At 65.3% G+C, this 25491-nt stretch carries 21 protein-coding genes and 1 tRNA gene; 19 read left to right on the top strand and 3 right to left on the bottom strand.

Going from position 1 to position 25491, the window contains the following annotated elements:
* Positions 1-90 precede the first annotated feature (90 nt).
* A complete protein-coding gene (locus ACLQ8T_RS09955; RefSeq protein ID WP_236641064.1) occupies positions 91-732 on the bottom strand; it encodes a TIGR03085 family metal-binding protein in 642 nt (213 codons plus the stop codon).
* Between the two features lie 134 nt (positions 733-866).
* Here ACLQ8T_RS09955 and hisI point away from each other — a divergent pair, with 134 nt between their 5' ends.
* The 12 genes from hisI to pyk all read left to right on the top strand — a co-directional run bounded on the left by hisI (position 867) and on the right by pyk (position 16251).
* Positions 867-1268, top strand: coding sequence for a phosphoribosyl-AMP cyclohydrolase (hisI, locus tag ACLQ8T_RS09950; RefSeq protein WP_204722375.1), 402 nt, complete (start codon positions 867-869; stop codon positions 1266-1268).
* 102 nt (positions 1269-1370) lie between these two features.
* Complete coding sequence (locus ACLQ8T_RS09945) at positions 1371-2942, top strand: anthranilate synthase component I (protein ID WP_254589945.1); 1572 nt, start codon at positions 1371-1373, stop codon at positions 2940-2942.
* Positions 2939-3529 (top strand): Trp biosynthesis-associated membrane protein, encoded by a 591-nt coding sequence (locus ACLQ8T_RS09940; protein WP_413454556.1) that lies wholly within the window; start codon positions 2939-2941, stop codon positions 3527-3529. The genes ACLQ8T_RS09945 and ACLQ8T_RS09940 overlap by 4 nt, the downstream gene beginning before the upstream one ends.
* Before the next feature lie 157 nt (positions 3530-3686).
* Positions 3687-3935: an HGxxPAAW family protein gene (locus tag ACLQ8T_RS09935; RefSeq protein WP_038991801.1), complete on the top strand. Its 249-nt coding sequence runs from the start codon at positions 3687-3689 to the stop codon at positions 3933-3935.
* A gap of 1 nt (position 3936) precedes the next feature.
* Positions 3937-4761 carry an indole-3-glycerol phosphate synthase TrpC gene (gene trpC, locus ACLQ8T_RS09930; protein ID WP_204722372.1) on the top strand — a complete coding sequence of 275 codons (825 nt, stop codon included), beginning with the start codon at positions 3937-3939 and terminating at the stop codon, positions 4759-4761.
* A gap of 112 nt (positions 4762-4873) precedes the next feature.
* Positions 4874-6190 (top strand): tryptophan synthase subunit beta, encoded by a 1317-nt coding sequence (gene trpB, locus ACLQ8T_RS09925; protein ID WP_413454555.1) that lies wholly within the window; start codon positions 4874-4876, stop codon positions 6188-6190.
* Positions 6191-6973: a tryptophan synthase subunit alpha gene (gene trpA / locus ACLQ8T_RS09920; RefSeq protein ID WP_204722370.1), complete on the top strand. Its 783-nt coding sequence runs from the start codon at positions 6191-6193 to the stop codon at positions 6971-6973.
* Positions 6973-8001, top strand: a complete 1029-nt coding sequence (gene lgt / locus ACLQ8T_RS09915) for a prolipoprotein diacylglyceryl transferase (RefSeq protein ID WP_413454554.1) — start codon at positions 6973-6975, stop codon at positions 7999-8001. The genes trpA and lgt overlap by 1 nt, the downstream gene beginning before the upstream one ends.
* A 121-nt stretch (positions 8002-8122) precedes the next feature.
* Positions 8123-8335: a hypothetical protein gene (locus ACLQ8T_RS09910; protein ID WP_149597043.1), complete on the top strand. Its 213-nt coding sequence runs from the start codon at positions 8123-8125 to the stop codon at positions 8333-8335.
* Between the two features lie 236 nt (positions 8336-8571).
* Positions 8572-13191, top strand: coding sequence for a glutamate synthase large subunit (gene gltB / locus ACLQ8T_RS09905; RefSeq protein WP_413454553.1), 4620 nt, complete (start codon positions 8572-8574; stop codon positions 13189-13191).
* Positions 13184-14653 (top strand): glutamate synthase small subunit, encoded by a 1470-nt coding sequence (locus tag ACLQ8T_RS09900; protein WP_204722369.1) that lies wholly within the window; start codon positions 13184-13186, stop codon positions 14651-14653. Before gltB ends, ACLQ8T_RS09900 begins: the two co-directional genes overlap by 8 nt.
* Before the next feature lie 86 nt (positions 14654-14739).
* Entirely contained in the window at positions 14740-16251 is a 1512-nt protein-coding gene (gene pyk / locus ACLQ8T_RS09895) for a pyruvate kinase (protein ID WP_121866967.1), read from the top strand.
* 174 nt (positions 16252-16425) lie between these two features.
* Here the strand turns inward: pyk and ACLQ8T_RS09890 are convergent.
* A tRNA-Leu gene (locus tag ACLQ8T_RS09890) sits at positions 16426-16510 on the bottom strand.
* A gap of 189 nt (positions 16511-16699) precedes the next feature.
* Here ACLQ8T_RS09890 and ACLQ8T_RS09885 point away from each other — a divergent pair.
* The 4 genes from ACLQ8T_RS09885 (at position 16700) to ACLQ8T_RS09870 (ending at position 19724) form a co-directional block, all read left to right on the top strand.
* Positions 16700-17317, top strand: coding sequence for an ANTAR domain-containing response regulator (locus ACLQ8T_RS09885; protein WP_413454552.1), 618 nt, complete (start codon positions 16700-16702; stop codon positions 17315-17317).
* 290 nt (positions 17318-17607) lie between these two features.
* On the top strand, positions 17608-18840 hold the full coding sequence (locus ACLQ8T_RS09880; protein ID WP_038991795.1) for an inorganic phosphate transporter: 1233 nt from the start codon (positions 17608-17610) through the stop codon (positions 18838-18840).
* Entirely contained in the window at positions 18837-19085 is a 249-nt protein-coding gene (locus ACLQ8T_RS09875) for a hypothetical protein (RefSeq protein WP_204722367.1), read from the top strand. Before ACLQ8T_RS09880 ends, ACLQ8T_RS09875 begins: the two co-directional genes overlap by 4 nt.
* Before the next feature lie 93 nt (positions 19086-19178).
* On the top strand, positions 19179-19724 hold the full coding sequence (locus tag ACLQ8T_RS09870; protein ID WP_413454551.1) for a dihydrofolate reductase family protein: 546 nt from the start codon (positions 19179-19181) through the stop codon (positions 19722-19724).
* Positions 19725-19803: 79 nt separating this feature from the next.
* On the opposite strand, the gene ACLQ8T_RS09865 is transcribed toward ACLQ8T_RS09870, so the two are convergent.
* Positions 19804-20286, bottom strand: a complete 483-nt coding sequence (locus tag ACLQ8T_RS09865; RefSeq protein WP_413454550.1) for a hotdog fold thioesterase — start codon at positions 20284-20286, stop codon at positions 19804-19806.
* A gap of 85 nt (positions 20287-20371) precedes the next feature.
* Here ACLQ8T_RS09865 and polA point away from each other — a divergent pair, with 85 nt between their 5' ends.
* From polA to ACLQ8T_RS09850, 3 genes are all read left to right on the top strand, one after another.
* On the top strand, positions 20372-22984 hold the full coding sequence (polA, locus tag ACLQ8T_RS09860; protein WP_413456401.1) for a DNA polymerase I: 2613 nt from the start codon (positions 20372-20374) through the stop codon (positions 22982-22984).
* Between the two features lie 68 nt (positions 22985-23052).
* Positions 23053-23961 carry a polysaccharide deacetylase family protein gene (locus tag ACLQ8T_RS09855; protein ID WP_413454549.1) on the top strand — a complete coding sequence of 303 codons (909 nt, stop codon included), beginning with the start codon at positions 23053-23055 and terminating at the stop codon, positions 23959-23961.
* A gap of 70 nt (positions 23962-24031) precedes the next feature.
* Positions 24032-25345: a GNAT family N-acetyltransferase gene (locus ACLQ8T_RS09850; protein WP_413454548.1), complete on the top strand. Its 1314-nt coding sequence runs from the start codon at positions 24032-24034 to the stop codon at positions 25343-25345.
* Positions 25346-25491 lie beyond the last annotated feature (146 nt).

The following is a 25491-nucleotide window of genomic DNA, read 5'->3' as shown; positions in this document are numbered from 1 at the left end:
AAGCCGTTGGATATCGATTGCTCGAAATCCTAGGCCTGTGCGAAACGAACATGGACGGCCCACTCACGAATGTGGATAACCGGGGGAGTGCTACAGCCCCGGCTTGAATCCCTTGACGATTTCCAATGCGGTTTCGCCGCCCTCGAACAAGACGAGGCTCTGGTCGATGCGGCCGAACGAATACATCATCAGCTCGGTAACCGGTCCGGTAATGGACACGGCGTTCGGCGCCTTCTTGGCAACATGGCGCTGTCCATCGGGACGCGTGAGAATAATGCCGATGGGCGCGTGGCGGAACAGCAGCCGGGACATGCGGGTCAGCGACTGCCAGAGCAGTTCTGTGTACTCCTTGTCCAGCACCCGCGGAGCCCATTGGCCGCGGGCCCGGCGAACATCCTCGGTATGGATGAAGAACTCCGAGAGGTTCGCCGACTGGTTGACCTTGTCGATGGCGAACGGCGAGAACGCGGGCGGACCCGAGCGGAAGCTGCGGACCAATTTCGCGTAGCCTTCCGGGGTCTGCGCCACGACCACCATCTGGTTCAGTTTCGCTTCAAGCTTCTTGGAAAGCGGCTTGAAGAACGTGCCGGCGGAAAGCAGCGAGCTTTCGCGCAACACAAGGTGCGCGGCGAGATGGCGGGTTTGCCAACCGTCGCAAAGGGTGTCGGCGGTAGGTCCTGCCGCAAGCAGGGTCTCGGCCAACGCAAGTCTGGAAGCCTGAACTAAGTGCATCACTTCTGAAACTAGCACGCTGCAACTGACTAATTGTGCAAGGCGAGAGTGGTGTCGCCCAGTCGGCATGGCGCGTCGACGAGCGGTACGTCACAGGTCTCAGGATTCCGCGGAAAACCAGTATGCTAATGGGGATGCCTACTTCTAACGACGGCTCGATTCCGAGCCCTGAATCCCACAGCCTCGACCCGGAGATCGCTTCTCGCCTCAAGCGCGATGCCAATGGCCTGTTTGCCGCCATCGCGCAGCAGTACGATTCCGGGAAGGTCTTGATGCTCGGCTGGATGGACGATGAAGCGCTGCACCGCACGCTGACCACCGGCCGGGTCACCTTCTATTCGCGTTCCCGCCAGGAGTACTGGCGCAAGGGCGACACCTCCGGCCACTACCAGTTCGTGAAGGCCGTGGCCCTCGACTGCGACGGCGACGCGCTGCTCGTCCAGGTCGACCAGGTGGGTGCCGCTTGCCACACCGGCACCGAATCCTGCTTCACCGATCGCGAATTGCCGGCCGTGGTGGGCCACCGTCCCGAGTAGGACTGACGACGCACCGGCACCCGCAGCAGGCGAGGGCCGAGAATTGAGCACTCAGCTGCGCGTTGCAGCACGGCTCGAAGAACACGTAGAAGAAGAACACTGATGAAAACCCTTGGCAAGATTTCCCCGTCCCGCGAGTCCTTCCGCGCCATGGCCGCGAACCGACGCGTCATCCCGGTAACCATCACCGTGCTGGCCGACTCGCTCACGCCGATCGGCCTGTACCGCACGCTGGCACAGGGGCGGCCCGGAACCTTCCTGATGGAGTCGGCGGCCCCGGGTGGCGTCTGGAGCCGTTATTCGTTCATTGGAGTGAACTCGCCGGCCACGCTGAGCACCCGCGGGGGAGAAGCCTACTGGCAGGGGCACGCTCCCGACGGCCTGCCCACCGGCGGGGCGGGCGTGGAGGTGCTGCGCGATACCGTGCGCGCGCTGAAGACCGAACCGGTTCCCGGCATGCCTCCCTTGACCGGCGGCATGGTCGGATTCATCGGCTGGGAATGCGTGCGCCACTGGGAGAAGCTGCCCAACCCTCCGGCGGACGACCTGAACCTGCCCGAACTGAGCATGAACCTGGTCGCCGACATGGCGGCCCATGATGCGGCCGAAGGCACGGTCACGCTGATCGCCAACGCCATCAACTTCAATGGCAGCGACGAGAACGTCGATGCGGCCTACGACAGCGCAGTCGCCCGCCTGCAGGCGATGCTCGACCAGCTCGCGGTGCCGGTGGATTCGGCCGCGGCGGTGCTCACCGGCACCGATGTGCCGCGCGAAACCCTGATGGACGCCGTCACCCATTCCTGGGATGAGAACGAATACCTGGCAGCGCTGGCCAAGTCCAAGACCGCGATCGTGGACGGAGAGGTCTTCCAGATCGTCGTTTCGCGCCGCTTCGAGCTGGAAACCCAGGCCGACGCGCTGGATGTCTACCGGGTGCTGCGCGCAACCAATCCCAGCCCCTACATGTACCTGTTCAACTTCGTCAACGAGGACGGCGAACGCTTCGAAATCGTCGGCTCCTCGCCAGAAGCGCTGGTCACGGTGAACGACTCGCACGTGGTCACGCACCCGATCGCCGGCTCCCGGCCGCGCGGGGCCAACTATGAGGACGACCAGCTGCATGAGAAGTCGCTGGTCAACGACGAGAAGGAACGCGCCGAGCACCTGATGCTCGTGGACCTCTCGCGCAACGACCTCTCGCGGGTCTGCAAGGCCGGCACCGTGGAAGTCACCCAGTTCATGGAGGTGGAGCGCTTCAGCCACATCATGCACCTGGTCTCCAACGTGGTCGGCAAGACCCGCGACGACGTGGACGCCTACGACGTGCTTGCCGCGACCTTCCCGGCCGGTACGCTCTCCGGAGCGCCGAAGCCCCGTGCCCTGCAGTTGCTCGACGAGTACGAGCCGTACCGCCGCGGCATCTACGGCGGCGTGGTCGGATACCTGGACTTCGCCGGCGACATGGACATGGCCATCGCCATCCGCTCCGCCCTGCTCAAGGGGGACCGCGCATACGTGCAGGCCGGCGGCGGCATCGTGAACGATTCGAAGTTCGCCGACGAGGCACTGGAAACTGTGAACAAGGCGGCCGCCCCGCTGCGCGCCGTCTGGGCCGCGCAGTCCATGCGTGCCGCCCACACCATCAACACCGAATCAGGTGAAGCGAAGTGAAGAAATTAACTAGCGCCCGCACCCTTGCCCTCTTCGGCCTGGCCGGCGCACTGATCGGCCTCTGGTCGGCCACCCGGACCTGGATCACCGTTGATGTGGCCTCCAGCTCCGTGCAGATCCCGCAGATTGTCGTTGACGGGGCGACCGCGGCCGCCTCGGTCACCGCGGTCTCCGTGGTGGTGCTGGCCGGTTCGCTGGCGCTGCTGATCGCCGGGAAGATCGCCCGCTACATCATCGCGGCGATCTGCCTGCTCGCCGGCGCCACGGTGATCACCGCCGGCATTGGCGCGCTGCGCGACCCGCAGGCCGTGGCCTCCACCGCCGTGGCCGAAGCCACCGGCTTGGCCCAGAACGCCGGCGAGTACACGCTCACCGCGTGGCCGGCGGTAGCGGTGATTGCCGGCGTGCTGATCGTGCTGCAGGCGGTGCTGGTGCTGGTCTTCGCCGGCCGCTGGCCCGCGAAGGCCAGCAAGTACGACCGGCAAGCGGCCAAGGCCAGCATGGAGCCTAAGGACCAGTCCTCCCGCAGCATCGCCAGCTGGGAGCAGCTTTCGCAGGGCGAAGACCCGACCGCTGGCGGGAAATAGCCCGGGCCGAGCGTGATTCGCACCACCGGCGCGCAACGAAGGCCCCTGGAATAGGAGGTTCTCGCGCGCAGGTGGCAGAATGGAACCTGAAGACCAACGTCCTTCGGCAGCAACGCCCTGCCGGGGCGCAGCATCACAACATGAGGAGACATCGAACATGTCGCAGAACACCGAGATCGATCCGGTTTACACCGAAGAGATTGGCCACGGCAACTCCATCGCAGCGTGGGCCTGCGTGCTGACCATGATTGTCGGTGCAATCGTGGCAGGCATCGCCTTCGCCTTCCTCGCCTGGTCCATCGTCTGGGTCGGTTGCGGCATCGTCGTAGTCGGCCTGTTGCTGGGCTGGATCCTGAAGGCAGCCGGTTTCGGCGTCGGTGGCGCTCGCAGTGGAGCATCGCACTAAATTGACTGTTCTTGATGACATCATCGCGGGCGTCCGGGAAGACCTGGGCGCCCGTCGCGCAATCACCAGCCTGGAAGCGATCAAGCAGGCAGCGGCGGCAGCCGCCCCTGCACGTGATGCGTTCGCCGCGCTGGGCGGCCACACCGATAAGGCCGCCCGCGACACCACGCTGCGTGTAATCTCCGAGGTAAAGCGCAAGTCCCCGTCCAAGGGTGCGCTGGCCGACATCCCGGAGCCCGCAGTTCTGGCCGCCGAGTACGAAGCCGGTGGCGCCTCGGTGATTTCCGTGCTGACCGAAGCGCGCCGCTTCGGCGGTTCGCTCCAGGATCTCGATGCGGTGCGCGCCGCCGTGCAGATCCCGGTTCTGCGCAAGGATTTCACCGTCGACGAGTACCAGATCTACGAAGCCCGCGCGCACGGCGCTGACCTCGTGTTGCTCATTGTTGCGGCGCTGAATGATGAATTGCTGGCATCTTTCCTAGAATTGACTCACCAGCTGGGAATGAACGCCCTGGTGGAAACCCACACCGAGGAAGAGATCGCCCGCGCCATCAAGGCCGGGGCGAAGATCATCGGCGTGAACGTGCGCAACCTGAAGACGCTGGACGTCGATCCGGCCACCTTCGGCAAGCTCGCACCGCTGCTGCCGTCCGAGGCGGTGATCGTCGCCGAATCCGGTGTGGAATCCACCGAGCAGGTTGCCCAGTACGGTGCTGCAGGCGCCGACGCGATCCTCGTGGGCGAGGCGCTGGTGAAGCACGCCGATCCGCGCGCTTCGGTCGCCGCGTTCATCCAGGCCGGCACCGACGCCAAGCCGCAGCGCTAGCCGCGCACGGCAGCGCGTCGGACCCAGAATTGCATTTCGTGCCCCGCAGGAGCTTCCGGCGGGGCACGAGACTTACCACGAATCAAGCTTCGTACGAGAAGAGAGGGAATCGATGAGCACTCCGGAGAACTCCGAGCCCAGCCAGTCGATCGATGCACAGTCGCTGAGGCACGCAAGCGGCCCGTACTTTGGTGCGTATGGCGGACGATGGATGCCCGAGTCCCTCATGGCCGCCATGGACGAGCTGAACGAGACCTTCGAGGCGGCCAAGAACGACCCCGAGTTCATCGCGCAGGTCAAGGACCTGAACAAGAACTACTCCGGACGCCCCTCGCTGCTTACCGAAGCCAAGCGCTTCTCCGAGCAGTACTGCGGAGGGGTGCGGATCTTCCTCAAGCGCGAGGACCTGAACCACACCGGCAGCCACAAGATCAACAACGTGCTCGGTCAGGCGCTGCTGGCCAAGCGCATGGGCAAGACCCGCATCATCGCGGAGACCGGCGCCGGCCAGCACGGCGTCGCCTCGGCCACCGCCGCGGCCCTGATGGGCCTGGAGTGCGTGGTCTACATGGGCGCCGAGGACACCCGCCGCCAGGCGCTGAACGTGGCGCGCATGCGCCTGCTCGGCGCCACCGTGATCCCGGTGACCGTCGGCTCCCAGACGCTGAAGGACGCGATCAACGAGGCGCTGCGCGACTGGGTCGCCAACGTCGAGACCACCCACTACCTGCTGGGCACCGCCGCCGGAGGCGCGCCGTTCCCGGCGATAGTCCGCTACTTCCACGAGGTCATCGGCGACGAGGCGCGCGAGCAGATCCTGGCCCAGGCCGGTCGCCTGCCTGACGCCGTCACCGCATGCATCGGCGGCGGCTCCAATGCGATCGGCATCTTCCACGGGTTCCTCGACGACCCGTCGGTCGAGATCTACGGCTTCGAGGCTGGCGGCGACGGCGTGGACACCGACCGCCACGCCGCGACCATCACCCTGGGCCGCCCGGGCGTGCTGCACGGCGCGAAGAGCTACCTGATGCAGGACGAGGACGGGCAGACCGTCGAGTCGCACTCGATCTCCGCCGGCCTGGACTACCCGGGCGTCGGCCCGGAGCACGCCTACCTGGCCGACATCGGCCGCGTCGCCTACGAGCCGGTCACCGACACCGAGGCGATGGACGCGTTCAAGGCGCTGTGCCGCACCGAGGGCATCCTGCCGGCGATCGAATCCGCGCACGCGCTGGCCGGCACCATCCGGCTGGCCGCCCGCAAGATCGCCGAGGGCGCTGTGCCGCAGGAGACGATCATCATCGCGAACCTCTCCGGCCGCGGGGACAAGGACGTGGGCACCGCCGCCGCCTGGTTCAACATGATCGACGAAAAGGACGCCGAGGCCGAAATCAGCGCGGCCAACGCGCAGAACTCCGAGGAGAAGTAAATGACCCGCGTGACCAGCGCCCAGAAGATCGCCGCAGCCCGCGCCGAGGGCCGTCCGGCCCTCATCGGCTACCTGCCTGCCGGCTACCCGGACGTCGCCACCAGCATCGAGGCCGCCGTGGCGCTGGCCGAGAACGGCGTGGATGTCATCGAGATCGGCATCCCGTACTCCGACCCGGTCATGGACGGCCAGGTCATCCAGGAAGCCACCGTGCAGGCGCTGGCGAACGGCTTCAAGGTCCCGCAGATCTTCGAGATCGTGCGCGGGATCACTGAACGCACCGACGCGGCCGTGATGGTCATGACCTACTGGAACCCGGTGCTGCGACTGGGCGTGGACGAATTCGCCCGGCGCTTCGCCGAGTCCGGCGGAGCCGGGCTGATCACCCCCGATCTGGTGCCCGATGAGGCCGCCGAGTGGATGGAAGCCAGCGAGAAGCACGGCCTGGAGCGCGTGTTCCTCATCGCCCCGTCCTCGACCGAAGCCCGCGTGCAGCGCACGGTCGACGCCTCTTCCGGGTTCGTCTACTGCGTGTCGCTGATGGGCGTCACCGGCGCCCGTTCCGAGGTGTCCTCCGCCGCGCAGGCAGTGGTCGACGCCGCCCACAAGGCCGGCGCCGAAAACGCCTGCGTGGGCCTGGGCGTCTCGCGCCGCGAGCATGTGGAAGAAATCGGCGCCTACGCGGACGGCGTGATCGTCGGCACCGCGCTGGTCGCCGCTTTGCGCGACGGGGGAGTGCCGGCAGTCGGCGCCCTGGCCGCCGAACTGAGAGGACGCGCCTGATGGCTTTCGCAGCGCAGCTGGCCCTGCCAGCCTCTATCCCGTCTCCGCCGCAGGAGTTCTCGCAGATCTCGCTGGGCCCGCTGACCATCCACGCCTACGCGCTGTGTATCCTTGCGGGCATCCTGATCGCGCTGTGGTTGACCAACAAGCGGCTTTCCGCCCGTGGCGGCAACTCCGACATGCTCTGGGACATCGCCATCTGGACGATCCCCTTCGGCATCGTCGGCGGCCGCCTCTACCATGTGCTGATCACCGACCCGATGTACTACTTCGGGCTCGGCGGGCAGAGTGCGCATCTGGCTGAGATCCCGCAGATCTGGCTCGGCGGGCTGGGCATCATGGGCGCGGTGTCGCTCGGCGCGCTCGGTGCCTGGATCGGCTGCCGGAGGGCCGGCATCCGGCTTTCTGCATTCGCCGACGCCGCCGTGCCCGGCCTGCTGCTGGCGCAGGCCGCCGGACGCTGGGGCAACTGGTTCAACCAGGAGCTCTTCGGTGCGCCGACCGACCTGCCGTGGGGCCTGGAGATCGACCCGGACAGCTACAACTTCCCGGCCGGGCTGCCCGCGGACACGCTTTTCCACCCGACCTTCCTGTACGAGTCGCTGTGGAACGTGCTCGGCGCCTTCGTGCTGATCGCGCTGGATCGGAAGTTCAAGCTGCGCCGTGGTGCGCTGTTCTGCTGCTACATGATCTGGTACGGGATCGGCCGCACCTTCACCGAATCGCTGCGCCTGGATGCGGCCGAGGTCATCGCCATCGGGCCGCTGGCCCTGCGCGTGCACCAGTGGCTGGCGATCGGCATGGTCATCGCCGGCATCCTCGCGCTGATCCTGGTCCTCGGCAAGCTGCGCGGCCAGCAGGCCGATCCATTCTACCTGCCAGGAAAGGCGCCTGCGCCGGCCCCAGCAGAAGGCGGCAAGCCAGCTGAAGGCACCGGTGCCCAGGACACGTCCGAATCGGGAACCACCTCCGAATCGGAAACCGCGTCCGAAAAGGGGACCGGCGCTGATCCGCAGAACGAGAAGTAGCGGCAGCGAATCCATAGCCCCATTGCGGTGGCCGGCAAGCATTCATGCTTGCCGGCCACCGCTGGTTTAACCCGTCCCGCGGCCTCCGGGATCTGCTTCCATGACGAGCCAGGGACCCAATATGGCGAAGAAGCGCGAAAAATTTGGCGGGATGCCGACGCGTGTTCGCAACATGCTTGAAACATTGGGCGGCTTTCAAAATCGGCTGGCGAAAACGGTTTTCGGGCGTTTTCCACCAAAAAACCTGCTTTTTCCGCGCGAACTGGGACAAAAGTTTTTAACATTGCGGAAACAGAAGCACGCGCATGGGAGAAACAAAACCTGCGTAACGTGAGATCCACGCACCGAACTGGTTGATCGACCCCTGGAACGGCCTGCCGGTGCAGCACCACAACGAGGTGGGAAATGTTCGTCCCCGAAACCTCGATGCGCAAGCAGACCCCGCTTAGCACTGTCGAAAAGTTTCAGCTAGATGAAACATCCAGGCGGCCGGAAGCCCTTGCGAAGAATTAGCTCTTTACCGGGGGCTGCCGCGCGCCTATCCTGCATGAACCACAGAAAGGCACGCTCATGAGCATGACCGGCGTCCAGATGAACGCCTCGCCAGGTTTTGGCGAGGAAGTCCCCTCGCCCTATACCCGTTTCTCCGCGCTGCCCGGCGCGCAGGGGCTGTACGATCCGGCGGCCGAGAAGGACGCCTGCGGCCTGGCGATGATTGCGTCCCTGAAGAACGAAGCCAGCCACGGCATTGTCGCCCATGCGCTGACCGCCCTGCGCCGTCTGGAGCACCGAGGCGCCATCGGCGCCGACGAGGGCACCGGCGACGGCGCCGGCATCCTGCTGCACCTGCCTGATGCATTCCTGCGCAGCGTCACCGCATTCGATCTTCCCGCCGCCGGCTCCTACGCCGTGGGCATGGGCTTCCTCCCGGCCGACTCCGGCGAACGTGCCTTCGCCCAAGAAGAGCTGGAAACCATGGCCGCCGAGGAAAACCTCGCGGTGCTCGGCTGGCGCGAGGTACCGGTCAACGCCGACGTGCTCGGCGCCTCTGCCCGCAAGGTGATGCCCTGCATCACCCAATTCTTCATCGCCGCCCCTGCCGGTGCCCCGGCCGCCACCAGCCGCGAGCTGGACGCCGCCGCCTGGCGCATCCGCCGCCGCGCGCACAACAAGATGGGCGTGTACTTCGCCTCGTTCTCCTCGCAGTCCATCGTCTACAAGGGCATGGTCTCCACCGCGCAGCTTGAGCCCTTCTACCCGGACCTGTCCGATAGCCGCTTCGCCAGCCGCTGCGCGATCGTACACTCGCGTTTCTCCACCAACACCTTCCCGTCCTGGCCGCTGGCCCAGCCGTTCCGCACCATCGCGCACAACGGCGAGATCAACACGGTCAAGGGCAACCGCAACTGGATGCGGGCCCGCCAGTCCACCCTCGCCTCGCCGCTGCTCGGCGAGGTGCCCGAGGAACTGTTCCCGATCTGCACCGCCGGCGCCTCCGACTCGGCCTCCTTCGACGAGGTCGCCGAAATGCTCATGCTCTCGGGGCGCAACGTCGCCGAGACGATCATGATGATGATCCCGCAGCCGTGGGAAAACGACGACCAGATGGACGCGGATTTGCGCGCCTTCTACCAGTACCAGTCCATGCTCATCGAGCCGTGGGACGGCCCGGCAGCTGTCTGCTTCACCGACGGCCAGATGGCCGGCGCCGTGCTTGACCGCAACGGCCTGCGCCCGGCCCGCTGGTGGGTCACCGACGACGGCCTGGTGGTGCTTGCCAGCGAGGTCGGCGTGATCGACACCGATGAAGAGCACATCGTGGCCAAGGGCCGTGTCGCCCCGGGCAAGATGTTCGCGGTGGACCTGGCCGGCCAGCGCATCGTCGAAGATGCCGAGATCAAGGCTGAAGTGGCCGCCTCCAAGCCATGGTGCGACTGGGTGGCGCAGAACCTGAAGACCCTGGACGACTTCCCGGACCTGGAGCATGTGCGCCACAATTCGGCTTCCGTGGCCCTGCGCCAGCTGACCTTCGGCTACACCACCGAGGAGCTGCGCGTGCTGCTGGCCCCGATGGCCGCCGCCGGCGCCGAGCCGCTGGCCGCCATGGGCACCGACACCCCGATCGCCGCCCTCTCGCAGCGCCCGCGGCTGCTGTTCGACTACTTCACCCAGTCCTTCGCCCAGGTCACCAACCCGCCGCTGGATGCGATCCGCGAAGAGCTGGTCACCTCCATGGGCACCGCGATCGGCCCGGACGGTAACCTGCTGTCCTTGGACCGCGTAGAGCAGACCCAGATCGCGCTGGACTACCCGGTGCTGACCAACGACCAGCTGGCCAAGATCGCTAACCTGCGCGACGAATCCGGCGCTAAGTACACGCTGAAGGTGCGCGGGCTGTACCGCCCGGTCGGCGGCGAATCCGAGCTGCGCGCCCGGCTGCAGGAAATCTGCGAGAAGGTCTCCGCCGCGGTGAACCGCGGGGTGCGCTACATCGTGCTCTCGGACCGCGACTCCTCGGCCGCCTGGGCGCCGATCCCGTCCCTGCTGCTGACTTCCGCGGTGCACCACCATCTGCTCAAGAGCTCGAACCGCACCCGCGTCTCGCTGATCATCGAGTCCGGCGACGCCCGCGAAGTGCACCACATCGCGCTGCTCATCGGCTACGGCGCCAGCGCGATCAACCCCTACCTCGCACTGGAATCGGTCGAGCAGATGGCCGAGAACGGCGAGCTGCCCGGCATCGACGGAAGCCAGGCCAGCGCCAACCTGATCAAGGCGCTGGGCAAGGGCGTGCTGAAGATCATGTCCAAGATGGGCATCTCCACGGTCTCCAGCTACTGCGGCGCGCAGACCTTCGAAGCCGTCGGCCTGTCCCAGCGCGTGGTCGACCAGTACTTCACCGGCACCGCCACGAAGCTCTCGGGCATCGAGCTGGACGTGGTGGCCGCCGAAACCGCCGCCCGCCATGCGCGCGCCTACCCGGAGATCGACGGCGGCGCCCAGCCGCTGGAATTGGAGACCGGGGGAGAGTACCAGTGGCGCCGCGAAGGCCCGCCGCACCTGTTCAACCCGGAAACCGTCTTCCGCCTGCAACATTCCACCCGCACCCGCCGCTACGACGTGTTCAAGGAGTACACGAAGGCGGTGGACGACCAGGCCGCGCAGCTGAAGACCCTGCGCGGGCTGCTGAAGTTCAAGACCGAGGGCATCACCCCGATCAGCATCGACGAGGTGGAACCGGTCTCCTCGATCGTCAAGCGGTTCTCCACCGGCGCGATGAGCTACGGCTCGATCTCCGCCGAGGCGCATGAGACCCTGGCCATCGCGATGAACCGGCTGGGCGCCAAGTCCAACACCGGCGAGGGCGGCGAGGACCCCGAGCGCCTGCTCGACCCCGAGCGGCGCAGCGCCATCAAGCAGATCGCTTCGGGGCGCTTCGGCGTGACCAGCCTCTACCTGACCAACGCGGATGACATCCAGATCAAGATGGCGCAGGGCGCCAAGCCCGGCGAGGGCGGCCAGCTGATGAGCCAGAAGCTCTACCCGTGGATCGCCAAGACCCGGCACTCCACCCCGGGCGTCGGGCTGATCTCCCCGCCGCCGCACCATGACATCTACTCGATCGAGGACCTGGCCCAGCTGATCCACGACGCGAAGTGCGCCAACCCGTCGGCGCGCGTGCACGTGAAGCTGGTTTCCGAGTCCGGCATCGGCACCGTCGCGGCCGGCGTGGCCAAGGCCAAGGCGGACGTGGTGCTGGTCTCCGGGCACGATGGCGGCACCGGCGCCTCGCCGATGAACTCGCTGAAGCATGCCGGCACCCCGTGGGAGATCGGCCTGGCCGAAGCGCAGCAGACGCTGATCCTCAACGGGCTGCGCGACCGCGTCACCGTGCAGGTGGACGGCCAGCTGAAGACCGGCCGCGACGTGCTGATCGGTGCGCTGCTCGGGGCCGAGGAGTTCGGTTTCGCCACCGCCCCGCTGGTGGTTTCCGGCTGCATCATGATGCGCGTTTGCCATCTGGACACCTGCCCGGTGGGGGTGGCCACGCAGAACCCCACGCTGCGCGAACGCTTCACCGGAAAGGCCGAATTCGTGGTGAACTTCTTCGAGTTCATCGCCCAGGAGGTGCGCGAACTGCTCGCCGCGCTGGGTGCACGCACCCTGGACGAGGTGATCGGCAAGGTCGAGCTGCTGGACACCGATGCCGACCAGGTCGCCGCGCACGACAAGGTGGCAGGGCTGGCCCTGGACGCGATCATCCATGTCCCCGACGTCGAGCTGGCCGCGCGCCGCCGGCGCATCGGCCAGGACCACGGGCTGGACACGCACCTGGACCAGCAGCTGCTCGCCGCCGCCGCACCGGCGCTGGCCGACCGCCTGCCGGTGAGCATCGACGCGAAGATCGTGAATACCGACCGCTCCACCGGCACGCTGCTGGGACACCACGTGACCAAGACCTTCGGGGTGCAGACCCTGGAGCAGGACACCATCAAGGTGAACCTGTCCGGCCGCGCCGGCCAGTCCCTGGGCGCCTTCCTGCCCGAAGGCATCACGCTGAAGCTCTCCGGCGACGCGAACGACTACGTCGGCAAGGGCCTGTCCGGCGGCCGGATCGCGATCCACCCGCCGCGCACCACCCTGTCCAAGCCCGAAGAGCAGGTCATCGCCGGCAACGTGGTCGGCTACGGCGCCACCAGCGGCCAGCTGTTCATCAACGGCATGGTCGGCGAACGCTTCGCGGTGCGCAACTCCGGGGCGAGCATCGTCACCGAGGGCATCGGCGAGCACGGCTGCGAGTACATGACCGGGGGACAGGTGCTGATCTTGGGCGCCACCGGCCGGAACTTCGGCGCCGGGTTCTCCGGCGGCACCGCCTGGGTGCTGGACTTCGATCCGGCCAAGCTGAACCCGCTGGCCGCCGAGCACGGCGACTTGCTGGTCGCCCCGGTCAGCGACTCGGAAGCCGAGCGCATCCGCGAGCTGCTCACCGAGCACATCGCGTTGACCGCATCCCCGCTGGCCTCCCGCCTGCTGCTGGACTGGGAGAACACCCGCGGCCGGCTGACCAGCATCACCCCGCGCGACTTCGCCGCCGTGCAGCAGCTACGCAACGATGCGGCGGCCAACGGGCAGAACCCGGACTCGCCGCAGGTATGGAACAAGATTCTGGAGGTGACCCGTGGCTGATCCACGCGGATTCCTGAGGGTGACCGAACGCGTCACCCAGCCCAAGCGCCCGGTGCCGGTGCGCCTGATGGACTACAAGGAGGTTGTCGAACGCCAAAAGGCCGGCACCTTGAAGGAGCAGGCTGGCCGCTGCATGGACTGCGGCGTGCCGTTCTGCCACAACGGCTGCCCGCTGGGCAACCTGATCCCGGAGTTCAACGACCTGGCCTACAAGGGCCGGATGGACGACGCGGCCGCCCGGCTGCTGAGCACCAACAACTTCCCGGAGCTGACCGGCAAGCTGTGTCCGGCCCCCTGCGAGGCCTCCTGCGTGCTGGGGATCAACCAGCCCGCGGTGACCATCAAGCAGGTCGAGGCGGAGCTCGCCGGGCACCTGATGGATGCCGGCGGCTTCGAGCCGCAGCCGCCAGCCAGGCACACCGAGCACCGCGTGGCGATCGTCGGCTCGGGGCCGGCCGGCCTGGCCGCCGCCCAGCAGCTGACCCGCGCAGGGCACACCGTCGCGGTGTACGAGCGCGACGAGGCCATCGGCGGCCTGCTGCGCTTCGGCATCCCGGACTTCAAGCTGGAGAAGCAGGTCATCGACCTCCGCCTGGAGCAGATGGAAGTGGAAGGCACGATCTTCCGCACCGGCATCGAGATCGGCAAGGACATCAGTTGGAAGCAGCTGCGCCGCGACTACGATGCGGTCATCGTGGCCACCGGCGCGACCGTGCCGCGCGAGCTGCCAGTGCCGGGTAACCACCTCGACGGCGTGCACCACGCCATGGAGTTCCTCACCGATAACAACCGCGTGGTGGCGGGGCTGAAGTCCGAGCGCTCGATCGACGCCAAGGGCAAGCACGTGATCGTCCTCGGTGGCGGCGACACCGGTTCGGACTGCATCGGCACCGCGCTGCGCCAAGGCGCCGCCAGCGTCACCACGCTGGCCATCGGCAAGCAGCCGGGCACCGAACGCCGCGAGGACCAGCCGTGGCCGATGATGCCGGTGCTGTTCGAGGTGCAGACCTCCCATGAGGAAGGAGGCGAGCGGACCTACCTGGCCTCGACCGTCAACTTCATCTCCGGCGAGGGAAGTGAGCAAAACAAGGTGATCGGTGTTACAGTTGCAGAGACAGAATTTGTTGCTGGCAAGCGCCTCCCGAAGCCTGGAACCGAACGCGTAATTAAAGCGGATCTGGTCCTGCTTGCCCTCGGGTTCACCGGTCCGGAAGTTTCCGGGTTGGACGAACAGGTCAGTATCGAATTCGACAACCGGGGCAACGTCGCCCGAGATGGCTACTACATGACGAACACCGAGTCGGTATTCGTCGCCGGAGACGCCGGTCGGGGACAGTCGCTGATCGTGTGGGCTATCGCCGAAGGACGCGCTTGCGCGGCCGCGGTCGACAAGTTCCTCACGGGTTCGACTACTCTCCCTGCACCGGTTGCTCCAACCGATAGGGCCATCAGCATCATTTGAGTGACATAGGCTTGAATGCGGCGCACCCGGAAACCGGGTGGGCCGCATTTTGCCTATGTGAACATGAAAGGCATTTGGCTGACGGAATGAGACGCGCAAAGATTGTGGCAACCTGGGGCCCGGCCCTGGCAAGTTATGAAAATACTGTAGCGGTACTGAAGGCGGGCGTGGACGTCGCCCGCTTGAACATGAGCCATGGAGACCACTCCATGCACGCGCAATCCCTTGCGAATGTGCGCAATGCGGCCGCAGAGGTAGGCCGTGCTGTCGGCATCTTCGCCGACCTGCAGGGTCCGAAGATCCGCCTCGGCCGCTTCAAGGACAACGCCAAGTACATCCTCGAGGCCGGTGAGGAATTCACCATCACCATCGAGGACATCGAAGGCACCCGGAACCTGTGCTCGACCACCTTCAAGGGACTTCCTACCGACGTGCAGCCAGGGGACTTCCTGCTGATCAACGACGGCAAGGTCAAGCTCAAGGCCATTGCGGTCGACGAGAAGACCGTGCGCTCCGAGGTCGTCGTGGGCGGCGAAGTGTCCAACAACAAGGGCATCAACCTGCCTGGCGTGGCCGTGAACGTGCCTGCGCTGAGCGAAAAGGATGAGGACGACCTGCGCTGGGCCATCCGTGCCGGCATCGACATGGTCGCCCTGTCCTTCGTGCGCAACGCCGAAGACATCCAGCGTGTCCACGAGATCATGGATGAAGAAGGCCGCCGTGTGCCGGTCATCGCCAAGATCGAGAAGCCGCAGGCCGTGGCGGCACTGGAAGAAATCGTCAACGCCTTCGACGCGATCATGGTCGCCCGAGGCGACTTGGGCGTCGAGTTGCCATTGGAAGAAGTTCCACTGGTGCAGAAGCGTGCGGTCGAGCTGGCTCGCCGCTGGGCGAAGCCGGTCATCGTCGCCACCCAGGTGCTTGAATCGATGATCGAATCGCCAACCCCGACCCGTGCCGAGGCTTCGGACTGCGCCAACGCGGTGCTCGACGGTGCCGACGCGGTCATGCTCTCGGGAGAGACCTCCGTAGGCGAGTACGCGGTGGAAACGGTGGAGACCATGTCGCGGATCATCTCTTCGACCGAAGAGCACGGACTGGATCGCATTCCACGCCTGGGCTCCAAGCCGAAGACCCGCGGCGGTGCGATCACCCGCGCCGCAGTGGAAATCGCCGATCAGCTCGATGCGAAGTACATCGTCGCCTTCACCCAGTCCGGTGACTCGGCACGGCGCCTCTCGCGTCTGCGCCCGAAGAAGCCGGTTCTGGCCTTCACCCCGCTGCAGCAGACCTACAACATCATGACCCTGATGTGGGGTGTGCAGGCACGCTTGGTGGCCTACGCCGATCACACCGACAAGATGACTGCCCAGGTGGACGAAGCTTTGCTCTCCGAGGGGCTGGCTGACCTCAACGACCTGGTCTGCATCGCAGCCGGTTCCCCTCCAGGGCAGGCCGGCTCGACCAACTCGCTGCGCGTGCACAAGATCGGCGACCTGGCAGATGCCGGCCAGCTGGTCGATGGCAAGCCGATGCCTGCACGCGAGAAGGTTGGTCCGTGGGATCCGGAGAACGTCTCGGCTCCGAAGAACCTGTAGTCGCCGCTACCCTCTAGCCCAAGCGTATCGATCCGTCCTGTCCCAGAAGCTGGGGCAGGGCGGATTCTGCTTGGGCCGGCAAATGCGGGTTGTGAACTCGAGCACAGGCCATCGGGCGGAGACGTGAAAAAGGCCGTCGAGCCGGAAGTATTTCCGGCCCAACAGCCTTGAAGCTGGTGCCCAAGGTGGGACTCGAACCCACACATCTTTCGATACCGCATTTTGAGTGCGGCGCGTCTACCGATTCCGCCACTTGGGCTGGCACTTTGACTACTTTACTAGAGGTTTTCCAGATTTCCTAATCAGGATCCTCGCGTCTTCGCATGAACAAGAGTACATGCCAGTAGGCTTAGAAGTGAAACCGAGGCAACGTGGCTTCGCTGAACCTAAACCACCTAGATGCCGCCCGCGCAGCGGGCAGGAATTCTGACCATGGAGGAAGGCGCCAATGAGCGATCTACCTGAAATCAACCGCATCCCATCCGAGGTGCAAACCACTCCGCGTCGCGTGGTTGTTGCCGAGGACGAAACCCTGATCCGCTTGGACATCGTAGAAATCCTCCGCTCCGAGGGCTACGACGTCGTCGCCGAAGCCGACAACGGCCAGGCAGCTCTGGAAAAGGCGCGCGAGCTGAAGCCCGACCTGGTGCTCATGGACGTGAAGATGCCGGTCATGGACGGCATCACCGCCGCCGAAGCCATCGTCAAGGAACGCATCGCCCCGGTGGTCCTGCTGACCGCCTTCAGCCAGAGGGAGCTGGTCGAGCGCGCCCGCGAGGCCGGGGCCATGGCCTACGTGGTCAAGCCGTTCACCCCTGCCGACCTCACCCCGGCGATCGAAATCGCGATTTCCCGCAATGACGAACTGCGTGCGCTGGAAGAAGAAGTCAGCAACCTGGCCGAGCAGTTCGAAACCCGCAAGCTGGTGGACCGCGCCAAGTCGCTGCTCATCACCAAGATGGGCCTGACCGAGCCGGAAGCGTTCCGCTGGATCCAGAAAACCTCCATGGATCGCCGCTTGAGCATGCGCCAGGTCGCTGAGACGGTCGTCGACCAGGTCAAGTAGGCACCGCCAGCCACAAGAGTGTGCGCCAAACCATGTATGGTTTGGCGCACATTTTTTATGCCCTCGACCGGCTGGAACGGCGTTCGACTGGGCGTTCACCGTTCTGTAACCTTTTGTTCACCCTTTTTTCCGCTGAATGGGGTTGCAATCCTGGATTGACGTACTCCGTGGTAGGCCTAAGATGGAAATTGCGCCGAGAACGAAGACCCGCACGCCATTACCCTCCGCAGGACCCTTCTTCATGGCCCGTTCACTTTTCCTTGCCGTTCGACCCCTCAGGCTGGTATTCAATGGATTTGACGCTTATCGTCGTCCTGGTCATTGCCTTGGCGTTGTTTTTCGACTTCACCAATGGTTTCCATGACACGGCCAATGCGATGGCCACTCCAATCGCAACCGGAGCAATTTCCCCTAAGAAGGCTGTTGCCCTCGCCGCAATTCTGAACCTCGTCGGTGCTTTCCTCTCCACCGAGGTAGCGAAGACCATTTCAGGCGGCATCATCAACGAAGACCCGACCACGGGCGTAGCGATCGGCCCGGCGATGATCTTCGCGGGCCTGATGGGTGCCGTGATCTGGAACCTGTTCACCTGGCTGCTGGGCCTGCCATCGAGCTCCTCCCACGCACTGTTCGGCGGCCTCGTTGGCGCCGCGATCGTCGGTGCGGGGTTCGCATCGGTGAACTACAGCGTGCTGCTATCCAAAGTGCTGCTCCCGGCCATCTGCGCGCCACTGATCGCGGGCATCTCCGCGTACCTGTGCACCAAGCTGGCGTACGCCATCACCAAGCGTGAAAACGGCGCCTCGCCGAAGCGTGGCGGTTTCCGCTACGGCCAGATCTTCTCCTCCTCGCTCGTTGCACTCTCGCACGGCACCAACGATGCGCAGAAGACCATGGGCATCATCACCCTGACCCTGGTGGCTTCGGGCCTGCAGGACTCCGACTCCGGAGTGCAGTTCTGGGTGGTCGCCACTTGCGCCTTCGCCATCGCACTGGGTACCTACACTGGCGGCTGGCGCATCATCGCCACCATGGGATCGGGCCTGACCGACGTGAAGCCTGCGCAGGGCTTCGCCGCCGAGATGTCCACCGCTTCTGCGATCCTGACCTCGTCGCACCTGGGCTTCGCGCTGTCGACCACCCAGGTAGCTTCCGGCTCCGTGATCGGTTCGGGCATGGGCCGCAAGGGTGGCGAAGTCCGCTGGGGTACTGCCGGCCGAATCGCCCTGGGCTGGCTGTTCACCCTGCCGGCTGCCGGCATCGTCGGCGGCATCGCCGCCGCCATCACCCACCTGGGCAACATCGGCATCGTGATCGTCGCTGTCGCTGGTACCGGTGCGATGCTGGCCATCTGGTTCATCTCGCGCAAGCAGCCGCATGACCACGAGTCGAACATCTCCGACATCGACAACTCCGGTGCAGCCGTGAACATCCTGTCCAAGAAGGAACGCCGCGCCAAGGCCAAGGCGGAAGCCAAGCAGGCCAAGGCCGCCGCCGCGCAGAAGGAAGCTGATAATTCATGATCGACTGGACAGCATTCCTCGTCGTTGCCGTCATCACGTGGGTTGCCGCGTTGGCGATTGTGGCCGCCTACTCCTTCGGAGTCCGCCTGCTTGCCGTTGCCAAGGATGGAGGCCGCAGCCAGGGCGTGAGCAAGGGTGGCGCCTACGCCTGCTTCGTGGTGTGCGGACTGATCGTCGCCTTGGGCGTCGTGCTGATCGTGCCGCAGCTGAGCGAGGCCATCCTGGGCATCTCCTCAGGCCACTAGAGCCGCGCTCGGCATCCGGCGGATCCGACACGAATCCGGGCTCCCCGGCCAACTTGATATCGCCTTCGATGGAGGCACCCCTAGACTGGAGCCATGACTAGCTTCAAGTACTACGTGGGTGCCTCCATCGATGGTTTTATCGCCGATCGCAACGGCAGCGTGCAATGGTTCACGCCCTATGCCTCGCAGCCGGGAGTGAAAAACCATTTCGACGAGTTCTTCGAGACCGTCGGCGCCGTAGTGATTGGCGGCAAGACCTACGAGAACATCGTCCGCGACGCCTCAGAGGGATCTGTCCCATGGGTGTTCGGCGACAAGCCGGTATGGGTCTTCACCCACCATGAACTGCCGACACTGCCCGGGGCGGATCTGACCTTCATCCGCGGCGAGGTGGGCTTCTGGAGCAGGGACATCGCGCAGAGCGCAGGGGCCGGCGACGTGTGGGTGGTAGGCGGGGCCGACCTGGCCGGTGCCTTCGTCGAGGCCGATGCGCTCGATGAGCTGCTGCTGGTCACCGTTCCGGAGGTGCTCGGCGGCGGGGCGAATCTGTTCGGCCGCGCGATCAGCACGCAGCTCTCCTCCCTGGAGGTTACCGACCTGGGTACAGATATTCTCCTTTCGCGCTACGCGATCGGCTAGGCGGCGCCGGAGCCCGGCCGAAAACGCGGCGGCGCTCCAGAAGGGCAGGGCTTGCCCGGAGCGCCGCTTGCGCGGATTGCTATTCGACGGGCAGCAGCATGTTGGTGATGCGGGCGGTGGCTACCCGCTGGCCCTGCTCATCGCTGATCACGATTTCATGGCAGGTGCTGCTGCGGCCCAGATGCACCGGGGTGCATACCCCGGTGACAACCCCGGACCGGCCGGCCTTGTGGTGGGTGATGTTCAAATCCACGCCGACCGGGTTGGCGCGGCCGGCGCCATGCAGCGCGGCAGCCATCGAACCGAGGGTTTCGGCCAGCGCTGCGGACGCCCCGCCATGCAGGATCCCATAGACCTGGGTATTGCCCGCCACCGGCATCGTGGCCGCCACGCGCTGGCTTTCGAACTCGGTGAAGACGATGTCCAATTTCTCCACCAGCTCGCCCACGCCATTTTGCCGCAGGCGGGGCCATATGGTTTCGGGGATGCCATGGCGCGATAGCTGCGCGGCAAACGGATGTGCCGAAGATTGCGTGGTTTGAGAAGTGAAATTGTCGCTCATGGCAACTAGGCTTTCAGGTGTGAGCGAAACAACCAAACCGACTGCTTCGTCGGACAAGAGACTGCTGATCATCGACGGACACTCCATGGCCTTCCGCGCGTTCTATGCGCTGCCTGCAGAGAACTTCGCAACAAGCACCGGCCAGCACACCAATGCAGTGCACGGGTTCGTGTCGATGCTGCTGACGATGATCCGCCAGCAAAAGCCCAGCCACGTTGCGGTGGCCTTCGACTTGGACACCCCGACCTTCCGCTCGCTGGAGTACACCGAGTACAAGGGTGGACGCAATAAGACCCCCGAAGAGTTCTACGGGCAGATTGACCTGATCAAAGAGGTCATGAAGGCGATGAACATCCCTTCGATCACCCTGGAAAGCTTCGAGGCCGACGACATCCTGGCCACGCTGGCCACCCAGGGCGAAGAAGCCGGGTTCAACGTGCTGGTGGTTTCCGGGGACCGTGACGCCTTCCAGCTGATCACCGACAAGACCCTGGTGCTGTATCCGAAAAAGGGCATCAGCGATATCCCGCCGATGGATGCCGCCGCGGTGGAAGCCAAGTACTTCGTGCGCCCTGAGCGCTACTCGGATTTGGCCGCGCTGGTGGGCGAAACCGCCGACAACCTGCCCGGCGTGCCGGGCGTGGGTCCGAAGACCGCCGCGAAATGGATCAACCTCTACGGGGATCTGGCCGGGATCCTGGAGAACATCGATAACATCAAGGGCAAGGTCGGCGACGCCTTGCGCGAGCACGTGGACAACGTGACCCGCAACCGCCGGTTGAACCAGCTCAAGCACGACCTGGAACTGCCGGTCACGCTCGATGAGATGGAACTCGAAGCCCCGAACCGCGAAGAGATCGAGAACCTGTTCGATGCGCTGGAATTCAACACCCTGCGCAAGCGCCTGTTCGAGCTGTTCGCAGCCCAGGAAGAGGAAGCGGCACCGGAAGTTGCCGAATTCTCCCGGGTGCTCGACGCCGATGCCGCTGCGCTGCGGGGATTCATCGAGGCCGGGAGGGGCGCGGCCATCGCGATCCAGCCCGCCGTGGCTGGCGGCGAAGCCGTGGGCCTGGCCCTGTTCCGCGGCGCCGAAGCCCTCTGGCTGGAACTGGCACACCTCGATCAGGACACCGAGGCCGTGCTGGCGCAGTTCCTCGCCGATGAGAACGCCCCGAAGCTCTTCCACGACGCCAAGGCCGCCATGCACCTGCTCATCGAGCGCGGGCTGGAGATCGCCGGCATCAGGGACGACACCCTGATCAGCGCCTACCTGATCCAGCCCGATCGCCGCAGCCACGACCTGGTCGACGTGGTGCAGTACCACCTGAAGTACGCGGTGCCGGTGCACCAGGCTAAGAAGGGCGAACTGGATCTGGGGCTGGCCTCCGAGCTGGCCGAACCGGCCCTGGCCCAGGCGCAGGCCATCCACGACCTCTCCGCCTACCTGGCTTCCAAGCTGGCGGAGAAGCACGCGGACAAGCTGGCCGCCGAGATGGAGCTGCCGCTGATTCCGGTGCTCTTCGAGATGGAACGCGCCGGCGTCGCGGTGGACGTGGACAGGCTCAACGAGCTGCGCGCCCACTTCACCGAACAGGTGGACCAGGCGACCAATGACGCGTTTGCCGCGATCGGCCACGAGGTCAACCTCTCCAGCCCGAAGCAGCTGCAGGTGGTCTTGTTCGAGGAACTGGATTTGCCGCGCACCAAGAAAATCAAGACCGGTTTCACCACGGATGCCGAGTCGCTGCAGGATCTGCTGGTCAAGACCGGGCACCCGTTCCTGGTTGCGCTGATGGCCTACCGCGATGCGATCAAGCTGCGCCAGACCGTCGACGGCTTGCTCAAGGCCACCCACGACGATGGCCGGATCCACACCACCTATGCGCAGACCGTGGCCGCGACCGGGCGCCTGTCCAGCCTGAACCCGAACCTGCAGAACATTCCCGTGCGTTCGGAAGAAGGCCGGCGCATCCGCGACGTATTCATGGTCGGCGGGGGCTACCAGAGCCTGCTGACCGTGGACTACTCGCAGATCGAAATGCGCATCATGGCCCACCTCTCCGAGGACGCCGGGCTGATCGAGGCCTACCAGAACGGCGAAGACCTGCACCGCTACGTCGGTTCGCGCGTGTTCAACGTCGAGCCGGAAGACGTCACCAGCGAGATGCGCTCCAAGGTGAAGGCGATGAGCTACGGCCTGGCCTACGGGCTGAGCAGCTTCGGGCTCTCCAAGCAGTTGAAGATCGGCGTGGACGAGGCCCGCAAGCTCATGAAGGACTACTTCGACCGCTTTGGCGCCGTGCGCACCTACCTGCGCTCGGTGGTCGACCAGGCCCGCAAGGACGGCTACACCGAAACCATCTTCGGCCGCCGGCGCTACCTGCCGGAGCTGAACAGCTCCGATCGACGGCTGCGCGATATTGCCGAACGTGCTGCGCTGAACGCCCCGATCCAGGGATCGGCCGCCGACCTGGTCAAGGTGGCCATGCTGCGCATCGCCGAAGGCCTGGAAGACGGCGGGTACAAGTCCCGGATGCTATTGCAGGTGCATGACGAACTCATCCTGGAGATCGCCGAGGGCGAGCTGGAACCGGTGCAGGAGCTGGTGACCCGCGAAATGGGACAGGCAGCAGACCTGCTGGTGCCGCTGGATGTCCAGCCGGGCATCGGCCGGACCTGGCACGACGCCGCGCACTAGCGCACTGCAACCAGCAGGGCAGGGGCACCGCGTCGTGCTCCTGCTCTTTGGCATGACCCAAAGGCTTGATGAAAGAGGCGGACGTGGAACAGTACTCGCGGCGTTGGGCGCTGAAAACCGGCAGCCTGGGGCTCGGCGCGTTGGCCGCCGGGCTGATCTCCGGTTGCAGCGCAGTTGCCCCCGAACAGCGGTCCACGGCGCCGGCAGCCTCGGCAACCCCACCGCCTTCTGCCACGGCTTCGTCCCAGCCAGCGTCCGCCTTTTCTGCGGCATACCCGAGCCGGAGCCAGGTGATCGAAAAGTTCAAGGAGGTTCCGGCCGGGCAGTTCGGGCTGGATATCCCGGGCATCGAGCTGGGCTTGCCTAAGGGCAGCGAGTACGCGGCGTTGACCTTCGATGCCTGCGGGGGACCAAACGGCTCCGGCGCGGACGAAACCCTGCTGGATGCCTTGCGCGAAGTGCAGGTGCCGGCAACCCTGTTCGTGAACCAGCGCTGGGCTCGAGCCAATGCGCGGCTGCTGGCCGAACTGGCCAACGATCAGCTGTTCGAGATCGCCAACCACGGTACCAGCCATGCCCCGCTGGCCACAGGCGGCCAGAGCGCCTACGGCATCATGGGTACTGGATCGATCGCCCAGGCCTACGACGAGGTGATGGGCAACCAGCTGTATCTGGCCGAGCAGTTCGGCATTACCGCGAAATTCTTCCGCTCCGGCACCGCCCACATGGACGAAGCCGGCGCGGCGCTGTGCCGCGAACTGGGCGTGCTGCCGATGAACTTCACAGTCAACCTGGACGCCGGGGCGAGCTTCGACGCGACGACCGTCGCCGCGCAGGTTAGCCAGCTGCGCGCTGGGGATGTCGGCATCGGGCACTTCAACCAGCCAGCTTCGGGCACGGCGAAGGGCCTGGCACCTGGGCTGGTCCAGGCGCTGGATTCTGGCCTGCGATTCGCCAAGCTCTCCGATGCCTGGTGAGGCCTTCCCCTCGCAACAGGCCACCAGGGGCCTAGACTGTGACCAGCCGACTTCCACGCCAAGGAGCACGATGAGACCAGAGCCCCAGCCGCAGCTGGAAACCCGGACCTTCCAGGCCGATGCGCGAAGCGGGGAACTCGACGAAGCGATCAAGCTGTTCCATCGGGCCACCGGGATCGGCTTCTACGAGCAACTGCCGGACGAGCCCAACTGGAAGAACTACCTGGACCTGACCTACGCGCAGAAAATGCGCTTCTGCCTCGTGTTCGACCCGCACGCCGAACCGCACTCGCGCCATGCAACCGAACCGGTGCACACCTACGGGGCATTTCCCGGGCTGCTCAATGCCGGAGGCGGCGAACCGGTACCGGCGCACAAGATCACTTCGGTCACCGTGGCCCCGAGCTATCGGCGGCGCGGCGTGCTGGGCAGGCAGATTACTGCCGATCTGGCCTATGCCCAGCAGGAAGGATTCCCGCTGTCCGCGTTGACCGCATCGGAAGCGACGATCTATGGGCGGTACGGTTTCGAACCGGCCACCTTCCAATGCCGTTTCACGCTCAAATGCGCCGGCGGGTTGAAGCTTCGAGTCCAGCTGCCGGGCAAGGTGGTGGACGCCGATCCTGCCCGCCTCGAAGCTGACTACTCCGCGCTGGCCGTCCGCGCGTTCGAGCGGACCTTCGGCTCCGTGGACAGCACCGAGTACGACAATGGCTACGCCCTGGGTCGCTGGGACAACTGGGAGACCTTGGACAAGCCGAAGAACCTGCGCTTTGCCGCCTACTACGACGATGCCGGCCAGCTCGGCGGGTTCGCCACCTACAAGTTCGGCGGCTGGGACGAACCGAGGGCGAAGCTCGTGGTGCACAAGCTGGTCGCCACCAGCGATGCCGCCCGGATCAAGCTCTTCGAATATCTGGGCAACCATGATCTGGTGGAGGAAGTGCATGGCCAAGGTCCGGTGGCCGATCCGATGCGCCAGGTGCTGGATAACGTGCGGGACTACCATGTGCGTTCCATCGACGATTCGCTATGGCTGCGCGTGCTGGATGTTGCTGCCGCTTTCCAGGTTCGCAGTTACCAGCATGATGCCCGGTTGCTGTTGCGCGTGAACGACCGGATGGATTTGATTTCCGGGACCTACCTCTTCGACGTGGCCGATGCCCGCGCCACGGTGACCCGAGTCGACGAAGGACAGTCCGATCCCGACCTGCCGCTGGTCGCGCTGTCTGAAAGGGAGGTGGCTGGCCTTTATCTCGGGACAGTGCAGCTTGATCAATTGCTGGATTCCGGCCGTGCAGAACTGGTCGGCGGGGCAGGCGCAGGGAACTGGCGGCGCGCGTTCAGCGTGGCGCGCGAGGGATTCACACCACACGGTTTCTAGCGGGATGGGGGCGAAAACCGGATATTATGACGAAGTTCACAAAATGCTGGCGTGGATGTTAGCGGGTTACACTTTGACCCGCGGTGTGGTAGGCGCGTAGACTTGAACAGCGTGCCATGGCTTTGCCGTGTCCGCAATCAAGTTTT

The organism is Glutamicibacter sp. FR1, from assembly GCF_047300825.1.
In the GTDB taxonomy this organism is placed as follows: domain Bacteria; phylum Actinomycetota; class Actinomycetes; order Actinomycetales; family Micrococcaceae; genus Glutamicibacter; species Glutamicibacter nicotianae.
Note: the sequence above shows the minus strand (reverse complement) of the source record. Positions and strands in the feature narration are given on the sequence as shown.

Bases quoted from the DNA above. Each gene is read 5' to 3' on its own strand.
- ACLQ8T_RS09870 (WP_413454551.1), top strand. From the start codon at position 19,179: ATGACTAGCTTCAAGTACTACGTGGGTGCCTCCATCGATGGTTTTATC.
- ACLQ8T_RS09865 (WP_413454550.1), bottom strand. From the start codon at position 20,286: ATGAGCGACAATTTCACTTCTCAAACCACGCAATCTTCGGCACATCCG.
- ACLQ8T_RS09910 (WP_149597043.1), top strand. From the start codon at position 8,123: ATGGCGAAGAAGCGCGAAAAATTTGGCGGGATGCCGACGCGTGTTCGC.
- ACLQ8T_RS09955 (WP_236641064.1), bottom strand. From the start codon at position 732: ATGCACTTAGTTCAGGCTTCCAGACTTGCGTTGGCCGAGACCCTGCTT.
- polA (WP_413456401.1), top strand. From the start codon at position 20,372: ATGGCCTTCCGCGCGTTCTATGCGCTGCCTGCAGAGAACTTCGCAACA.
- gltB (WP_413454553.1), top strand. From the start codon at position 8,572: ATGAGCATGACCGGCGTCCAGATGAACGCCTCGCCAGGTTTTGGCGAG.
- ACLQ8T_RS09855 (WP_413454549.1), top strand. From the start codon at position 23,053: ATGAAAGAGGCGGACGTGGAACAGTACTCGCGGCGTTGGGCGCTGAAA.
- ACLQ8T_RS09945 (WP_254589945.1), top strand. From the start codon at position 1,371: ATGAAAACCCTTGGCAAGATTTCCCCGTCCCGCGAGTCCTTCCGCGCC.
- trpA (WP_204722370.1), top strand. From the start codon at position 6,191: ATGACCCGCGTGACCAGCGCCCAGAAGATCGCCGCAGCCCGCGCCGAG.
- hisI (WP_204722375.1), top strand. From the start codon at position 867: ATGCCTACTTCTAACGACGGCTCGATTCCGAGCCCTGAATCCCACAGC.
- ACLQ8T_RS09880 (WP_038991795.1), top strand. From the start codon at position 17,608: ATGGATTTGACGCTTATCGTCGTCCTGGTCATTGCCTTGGCGTTGTTT.
- ACLQ8T_RS09885 (WP_413454552.1), top strand. From the start codon at position 16,700: ATGAGCGATCTACCTGAAATCAACCGCATCCCATCCGAGGTGCAAACC.
- pyk (WP_121866967.1), top strand. From the start codon at position 14,740: ATGAGACGCGCAAAGATTGTGGCAACCTGGGGCCCGGCCCTGGCAAGT.
- ACLQ8T_RS09875 (WP_204722367.1), top strand. From the start codon at position 18,837: ATGATCGACTGGACAGCATTCCTCGTCGTTGCCGTCATCACGTGGGTT.
- trpB (WP_413454555.1), top strand. From the start codon at position 4,874: ATGAGCACTCCGGAGAACTCCGAGCCCAGCCAGTCGATCGATGCACAG.
- ACLQ8T_RS09935 (WP_038991801.1), top strand. From the start codon at position 3,687: ATGTCGCAGAACACCGAGATCGATCCGGTTTACACCGAAGAGATTGGC.
- ACLQ8T_RS09850 (WP_413454548.1), top strand. From the start codon at position 24,032: ATGAGACCAGAGCCCCAGCCGCAGCTGGAAACCCGGACCTTCCAGGCC.
- lgt (WP_413454554.1), top strand. From the start codon at position 6,973: ATGGCTTTCGCAGCGCAGCTGGCCCTGCCAGCCTCTATCCCGTCTCCG.